Below are 7,441 nucleotides of genomic sequence, written 5' to 3' on the forward strand. Positions count from 1 at the left end.
CCAGCGGGCATGGCCTGGCTGAACGGGCCGCGAGGCCCTGCTATGGGCCCTGCTGGCCACCGGCTTGGGGCTGCTGGGCGCGGTGTGGGCGCGCGGGCGGCCGCCGCAGCGGCGGCTGGCGGCGCTCTACGGGCTCACGTACAGCTTCTTCTGCTTGGGCAGCGCCAACTTTTTGCTGAACCGCTCGGGGCTGACCAACATCCACCTGGCCGACCCCAACGGCTTGGCCTGGGGCCTGGCCCTGGAGCTGCTCGCGCTGAGCGCCCTGCTCATGGGCCGCTTCCGCCACACGCTGCGCCAGAACGCCGAGCTGCGCGTGCGCCAGCTGCGCGAGCGGGCGGTGGCCGGCCAGCGCCTCATTGGGGCCCAGGAGGAGGAGCGCGCGGCCCTGGCCCGCGAGCTGCACGACGCCTTGGCCCCCGGCCTCACCGCCCTGCACCTGGCCTGGCAGGGCCGGCTGGTGCGGCAGGCCCTGGCCCTGGCCCCGCCGCTGCTGGCCGAGGCCCACGCCCACACCGAGGCCCTGCTGCGCCAATTGCGCCACGACGTGCGCACCCTCAGCCACGTGCTGCTGCCCATCCCGGCCGATGAGCTGCTGCCCCTGCCCCAGGCCCTGGCCCTGCTCGTCGAAACCCTGGGCCTGACCGACGACGGGCCCCGCGTAACGGCCCGCTGCGACCCCGACGCTGACGGCCTGCCCGCCCCCGTGCAGCAGGCCGCCTACCGCATTGTGGCCGAACTGCTGCACAACGCCCTGCGCCACGCCGAGGCCAGCTACGTGCGCGTGGGCGTGCGCTGCCTGCACACCGGCCTGCACCTCACCGTGGCCGACGACGGCCGGGGCTTCGACCCCCCAGGGCCCCGCCCCGCACCGCGGGGGCCTGGGCCTGCGCGGCGTGCAGGCCCCGTGCTAGCTACCTGCGCGGCCGGGTGCTCATCAGCACCCAGCCCGGCCAGGGCACGGTCGTCACCGTCGAGCTGCCCGTGCTTTAGGGGCTCCGGGCCATTGATTATCAGCAATTTTGGCGTTTATTGCCACGTTTTATTTGCTGCTCGCCTATGTCCTGTCGTTTAATCCTCGTGGACGACCACCCCGCCCTGACGCGGGGCCTGGCCGCGCTGTTCGGCCAGGAGCCGGACCTGGTGGTGAACGGGCAGTTTGCCACCGGTGGGGCCCTGCTGGCGTTTCTGGAAGGCGCCCCCACGCTGCCGGCCGATGTGCTGCTGCTCGACTTGCACCTGCCGCCGCCCCACGACGGCCTAGACCTGCTGCCGCGCCTGCGCCGCCAGTGGCCGGCGCTGCGGGTGCTGGTGTTCAGCAGCGCCACTTCGCCCGGGCTGGTGGCGCAGGTGGCGGCGGCCGGGGCCCAGGGCTTCCTCGATAAATCGGCCGAAGCCCCCGATTTGCTGGCCGCCATCCGGGCCGTGCACGCGGGCGAGCGGGTGTTTCCGCCCCGCCCGGGGCCCCGGGCCACCAACCCGCCCCAGGCGGCCGCCAACGCCCTGCTGCGCCGCCACCAGCTCTCCGCGCGCGAGCGCGAAATTATTGGCCTCGTGTGCGAGGGTCTCTCCTCCCGGGCCATTGCCGCGCGCCTCTCGCTGGCCGAGGCCACGGTGGCCACCCACCGCCGCAACCTGATGCAGAAGCTGGGCCTCCACGGCGTGGCCGAGCTGATTCACTTTGCCCACCAGCACAGCTTGTAACCGATGGGCGGGGCTGCAAAAATTACTTATAAGTAGGTATTGCGAGACGAATTGTTCGTGGTCAAATTTGTGTAGCGCAAGGTTTTAACTGCGCCCTCGTCGTCGCTCCACGTTTGCTTCACGTTTTATGAAAGTACTCCTACACCCCGCTGCTGGGCGCCCGTTTGAGCTGCACTATTTACCCGCCTTTTTCTGGGTTGCGCAAGAACCCGCGCCCGTCTGGACCGCCGCAAGCGCGGGCAGCGGCACCGGCCGTGTGCAAGCCGTGGGCACCGCCACTGAGGTGGGCGGCGACAAATTCGTGGCCTGGTCGAGCACCGACTCCTTATGCATGGGCGGTGCCACTACCACCGCTGCCGATGGCTGCATTATTGTGGTGCACACCGCGCCGTAACTGCCGGCCTGTGCGCTTAGTCCTCAACCACTAGGGGCCCCGTTTTAGCTGAAACGGGGCCCCTGCTATTCTATAGCTGGTTCTGCACGGCGAATCCTGCCGCCCCGGGGCCCCAGGGCCCCGGGGCGGGCTACCCCGGCCACGAGATTTTGCCCATCGTGACGGCCGGCACGCGCTGCCGTCCGGCGCCCAGTGCCACCGGCTGGCCCGCCACGGCTTCGTTGGCCAGCACCGCAAACAAGATGGCCTCTTTGGCGTCGGGCGGCACGCCCAGCGCGTCGGTGCTGGCGAAGGTTGCGCCGGGCAAGTGGCGGCGTAGGGCCCCCAGCAGGGCCGGGTTGTGGGCGCCGCCGCCGCTGGTGTACACGGCCGGCAGCGGGCCCCCGGGCCCGAATACCTGCCGCACACTGCGCGCCACGCCCGCGGCGCTCAGCTCCACTAGCGTGGCCAGTAGGTCTTCGAGGCCCAGGGCGGCGGTGCCGGACTGGGCTTGCGCGGCGGCCAGGTAGGCGGGGCCGAACAGCTCGGGGCCGGTGGTTTTGGGCAGCGCGGCGGCGAAAAACGGGTGGTCGAGCAGGACCCCCAGCAGGCCGGGGTGCACCCGGCCGGCCAGGGCCAGGCGGCCGTCCTCGTCGTACTGTAGCTCGGGCCGGTGGGCGCGGATGGTGGCGTCGAGTAGGGTGTTGCCGGGGCCCGTGTCGGTGCTGAAGGCGGCACTGGCGTCGGCCCCAGCGCGGGGCAGGTAAGTGAAGTTGGCGATGCCGCCCAGGTTCAGCAGCAGGCGCGCTTCGGCAGGGCTGCTCAGCAGCAGGTAGTCGCCGTAGGTGGCCAGCGGGGCCCCTTCGCCGCCGGCCGCCAGGTGCTTCTGGCGAAAGTCGCTGACGGTGATGATGCCCGTGCCCTGGGCCACGTGGTCGCCGTCGCCGAGCTGCAGGGTGGCGTTCAGGCCCGTAAAATCGGGCTGCTGGTGCTGGTGGGCGGGGGCGTGGTACACGGTTTGGCCGTGGCTGGCCACCAGGTCCACGTCGGCCGGGGACACTTGCCAGGTGCGCAGGCAACCCAGTACCATATCGGCGTGCAGGCGGCCCAGCCAGGGGTTCAGCAGGGTTAGGTATTCGAGGCTGACTTGCTCGCGGGCAAATACCTGCCGGATGTGCCGGCGCACGTCGTCGGTGTAGGGCACCGTGGCAAACTGCTCCAGCGCCAGCTGCGTGGCCGCGCCGTGCCCCGTGAGGCGGCACAGCGCCACGTCGAGCCCATCGAGCGAGGTGCCCGACATCAGCCCCACGATGCGGCGGCTGGGTTGTTGGGCTAGCTGGCAGAGGCGGGCAATGGCTGCGTTCATTCTTGCACCTTTAAGAACCTTTTATTCGGTACAAAACCAGGTTTGTGCCCGCTTGTGCTGCTGCGCCAGAATGGGGCGCTAAATGGGGCCCCAGGGGCCCGGCGGCTACGCCAGCCGCGAGGTAATGGAGCGGGCCCGGGAGGCGCGGGCGGCGTAGTCCTGCAAGCTGATGGCCAGCCAGAACACCACAATCACCCGCGGCTCCTGCCAGAAATCCTGGGCAAAGGAATGCAATAAAAAGAAGACGAAGTAAACAGCCAGGCCCACGGCCAGCGCCGACCGCTCGCCGTGCCACACGCGGCGCAGCTGGCGCAGCACCGCGTAGCCCAGCACCAGCAGGCCCGTGAGCAGCCCCAGGGCCCCGGCCTCAATCAGCCAGCCGAGGTAGAGGTTGTGCACATTCATGCGGCGGAAGGTGGTGAAGAACCGTTCGTGCATGGGCACGCTGGTCACGAATTCGAGGTAGCGGTCGGGGAAAGTGCCGGGCCCGATGCCCACCACCGGCGTGCGCCGGTACAGCACTAGGCCGTACCTCCAGCGGTTGAGGCGCTCGGCGTTCGACTCGTTGGTGGCCGTGAAATCGCTCACGGATTTCAGCTCGTGCAGCAGGGTGGGGGCCTTGGCCTTAGTGGCTGGCACCTTGGCCGCTGCCGTGGGCGCTTCCGCCGGCAGGGCCAGCCGCCACGTAATGCCCTGCCAGACCCCCAGCGTGAGGGCCCCAGCCACTGCCCAAGGCAGCCACAGCCGCCGGGCCACGGCCGCCCGGCCCAGCAGCACCAGCAACAGCACCGCCTGCACCAGCAGCGAGATGTAGGAGGCCCGCGAATAGGAAAATGCCACCACCATCAGCACGGCGGTGAGCAGGGCCGTGGCCAGCACGCGGCCGCGGGGCCCCTGGGCCCGGGGGCTGAACAGGAGCACCAGGTTCAGGCCCAGCAACAGGGGCTCCAGCAGCACCGTCAGGTTGGTGTGGCCGTGCGGCAAAAACGGCTGCGCCACGAAGTAAGAGAGCTCGTACGAAATGCCTTCCTGCCCGTGGCGCACCAGCACGTACAGGGCCAGCGCGCCGGTGCCCGCGCCCAGCGCCGCCAGCGCCCGCCGCCACTCGGTGCGGCCCAGGCGCAGCACCCGCGGCACCCCGTAGCCAAAGCCCACGAACACCAGCACCGTGGCCACGTACTTGGCCGATACCCGCACGTCGCTCGAAAAAGCCGTGGCCAGCAGCAGGGCCCCCAGGTGCAGCAGCACCAGCTTATCGAGCAGCGAGGCGGGGCCGGCCGGGCCACCCACCCGGCCAGCGCGCCCAGGCCCACCAGGCCCACTGTAAGTACCATCAAAGGCTCGGCGGCCACCAGCAGCCCAAAGTGCCCCCAGGGCGACAGCCAGTTGACGGACAGTGGCAGGCTGGCCAGGGCCACGTAAAACAAACCCAGCAGCAGCGAGCGAAAGCGCGGAAAAATCATTTCGATAAGCGGGCGGTAAGCATTAAAACGGCACGCGGGCGCGGCCCGCGGCCCGCAAGAAAGCACACCGCCGGCCAACCGCGCCGCTACCCAATCTTCTTGCCCGCCATGGCCTGCTGGATGGAGATGTTCATCACCCGCTCGGCGTAGGGCCGCGTTAGCTCGTCCAGCTCGTCCATGCTTTTCAGGATGGGGTCGCGCTCAGTGCCGGCCAGGGCGTTGCGCACCTGCGCCACTTGGGCCCCGGTGGTGCTCAACTCCTCTTCTGTGAGGTGCACGCGGTTTTTGCGGGTGAAGTTCTCGACTTGGTAGAGCAGCTGCTCGGCGGCGGTGCGGGCCTCGATGAGCAGGCGCGCAGCCACGTCGTCCTTGGCGTTCACCAGCGAGTCCATCAGCATCTGCTCCACCTGCTCGTCGGTGAGGCCGTACTGGGGCTTGATTTCGACCTGCTGGCGGGTGTTCGAGCGCAGTTCCACGGCCTCCACTTGCAGGATGCCGTCGGCGTTGAGCAAGAAGTTCACGTCCACCTTGGGCAAGCCAGCGGGCATGGCCGGAATGCCGGTCAGCACGAACTCGCCCAGCTTTCGGTTCTGGCTCACCAAATCTCGCTCGCCCTGGTACACGCCGATTTTCAGGTTCACCTGCCCGTCGATGCTCGTGGTGTACTGGCGCCCGGCCTTGGTCGGAATCTTCGAGTTGCGCGGAATGATGGGGTCGAGCAGCCCGCCCAGCGTCTCAATGCCCAGCGTGAGCGGCGTTACGTCGAGCAGCAGCACGTCGCGCCGGTTGCCGGCCAGGATGTCGGCCTGGATGGCCGCGCCCAGCGCCACCACCTCATCGGGGTTCAGCGAGTTGTTGGCCGGCTGGCCGAAGAACGTCGACACCTCGTCGAACACCAGCGGCACGCGGGTCGAGCCGCCCACCAGCAGCACCGCATCCAGGGCCCCCACCTCCAGCTTGGCATCGGCCACGGCCTGGCGGCAAGCGGCAATGGTGCGCGCCACCAGCGGCCCCACCAGCTCGTTGAACTGTGCCTTGGTGAGCGTGACCGGCAGCACCGCGCCGGCCGCGTCGGTGAGCTGGGTCGTGAAGTCGTCGTGCTGGCTGAGGTAGCGCTTGGCCATTTCGGCGGCCAGGCGCAGCTGCTGCTGGAGGTGCGGGTCGGTGGCGAAGGCATCCGGCAGGCCAGCCGTGGCCTGCCAGTGCTCGGCAATGGCGCGGTCGAAGTCGTCACCGCCCAGGTACGTGTCGCCGTTGGTGCTCAGTACCTCGAAAATGCCCTGCTGGATGCGCAAAATGCTCACGTCGAACGTGCCGCCGCCGAGGTCGTACACGGCCACAGTTTTTTCCTCGTCAGGGCTCAGGCCGATGCCGTAGGCCAGGGCCGCGGCGGTGGGCTCGTTCACAATGCGCAGCACCTCCAGGCCCGCGAGGCGGCCGGCGTCGCGCGTGGCCTGTCGCTGCGAGTCGTTGAAGTACGCCGGCACCGTAATGACCGCGCGGTTGACGGGCGTTTTGAGGGCGTGCTCGGCGCGGGCCCGCAACTCCTTGAGGATGTCGGCCGACAGCTCGATGGGCGAGTAAAACCGGTCGGCGACGCGGATTTTTACCAGGCCCTCGGCGTTGTCGTCAATCACCTTGTAGCCCAGCTGGCCGGCGTGGGGCCCCAGGTCGCGGTAGCTTTTGCCCAGCAGCCGTTTCACCGAGTAAATGGTGCGCTGCGGGTCGGTGAGCAAGTATTCTTTGGCGTCGGTGCCCACCACGGGGTCGTGGCCATCGGCTGGGAAGTGCACCACCGAGGGCACGATGCTGCCGCGCCCCTGGTCGTTGATGGCCAGCGGCTGGCGGGTTTCGGGGTGCACGTAGGCCACCAAACTGTTGGTGGTGCCGAGGTCGATGCCGACGATGATTTCCTCCTGCTGGAGGGCCCCGGTGGCGAGGTTGATGGCGACTTTGGCCATAAGAGCAAAACGCCGCAGCGGAGGCGGCACGAATAAGAGCGAGGAAGCGAAGCGGCCCGGCATCAGCCGGGGTGGGCCCAAAAATACGCCCCGCGCCGCGGGCAGCGGAAGCACGCGGGGCCCCTAACCCAACCGCCCGGCCGGGCCTGGGGTTTATGTACGGTAGAGTAGTAGTTCCAGGTTTGGTGCACCGTATGCACGCGGTAGGGGCGGGGCTTGCCCCCGCCCGTCGTTGCCTGGAATCGGTGGCTGGTGCGAACTTTCGGGCGAGGGCAAGCCCCGCCCTTACCGCCACGAATGCCGAAACCGCTCCAAGAATACAGCTTGGCGGTACCGCCTTTCGCCCCCAACAGGGCCCCACTGACCGGCCATCCCCGGCCCCTCAACGCCCCTGGCCAACCACAACTGCACCAACGCGCATTGGATAAAAATAAGAAAAACTGAGGCCCAAACGCCGATTTTCCTGCCCTGGGCGCGTAGCTTCGAAGTATGATGCGCTTCCCCCTTTTGCTGACCGGCGCGGCCCTGGCCGTGCTTGCGGGCGCGGCCGGCTGCCAGCGGCCCACCGACGTGC

At 68.9% G+C, this 7,441-nt stretch carries 6 protein-coding genes; 3 read left to right on the plus strand and 3 right to left on the minus strand.

Features of this window, described 5'->3' with window-relative positions:
- Positions 1-64 precede the first annotated feature (64 nt).
- The 3 genes from BEN49_RS07770 to BEN49_RS07780 all read left to right on the plus strand — a co-directional run bounded on the left by BEN49_RS07770 (position 65) and on the right by BEN49_RS07780 (position 2,098).
- Complete coding sequence (locus BEN49_RS07770; protein ID WP_070742473.1) at positions 65-1,075, plus strand: sensor histidine kinase; 1,011 nt, start codon at positions 65-67, stop codon at positions 1,073-1,075.
- Positions 1,060-1,704 (plus strand): LuxR C-terminal-related transcriptional regulator, encoded by a 645-nt coding sequence (locus BEN49_RS07775; protein WP_070742474.1) that lies wholly within the window; start codon positions 1,060-1,062, stop codon positions 1,702-1,704. The genes BEN49_RS07770 and BEN49_RS07775 overlap by 16 nt, the downstream gene beginning before the upstream one ends.
- Before the next feature lie 127 nt (positions 1,705-1,831).
- Complete coding sequence (locus BEN49_RS07780) at positions 1,832-2,098, plus strand: hypothetical protein (protein ID WP_070742475.1); 267 nt, start codon at positions 1,832-1,834, stop codon at positions 2,096-2,098.
- A 130-nt stretch (positions 2,099-2,228) separates the two neighbouring features.
- Here the strand turns inward: BEN49_RS07780 and BEN49_RS07785 are convergent, their stop codons facing one another.
- From BEN49_RS07785 to hscA, 3 genes are all read right to left on the minus strand, one after another.
- Positions 2,229-3,443, minus strand: coding sequence for an anhydro-N-acetylmuramic acid kinase (locus BEN49_RS07785; protein WP_070742476.1), 1,215 nt, complete (start codon positions 3,441-3,443; stop codon positions 2,229-2,231).
- Positions 3,444-3,548: 105 nt separating this feature from the next.
- The gene (locus BEN49_RS07790) at positions 3,549-4,733 is read right to left on the minus strand and encodes an O-antigen ligase family protein (protein WP_070742477.1); all 1,185 of its coding nucleotides are present in this window, start codon (positions 4,731-4,733) and stop codon (positions 3,549-3,551) included.
- A 259-nt stretch (positions 4,734-4,992) separates the two neighbouring features.
- A complete protein-coding gene (gene hscA, locus BEN49_RS07795; RefSeq protein ID WP_070742478.1) occupies positions 4,993-6,867 on the minus strand; it encodes a Fe-S protein assembly chaperone HscA in 1,875 nt (624 codons plus the stop codon).
- Between the last annotated feature and the right edge of the window lie 574 nt (positions 6,868-7,441).

It is taken from the genome of Hymenobacter coccineus, assembly GCF_001816125.1.
Taxonomy (GTDB): domain Bacteria; phylum Bacteroidota; class Bacteroidia; order Cytophagales; family Hymenobacteraceae; genus Hymenobacter; species Hymenobacter coccineus.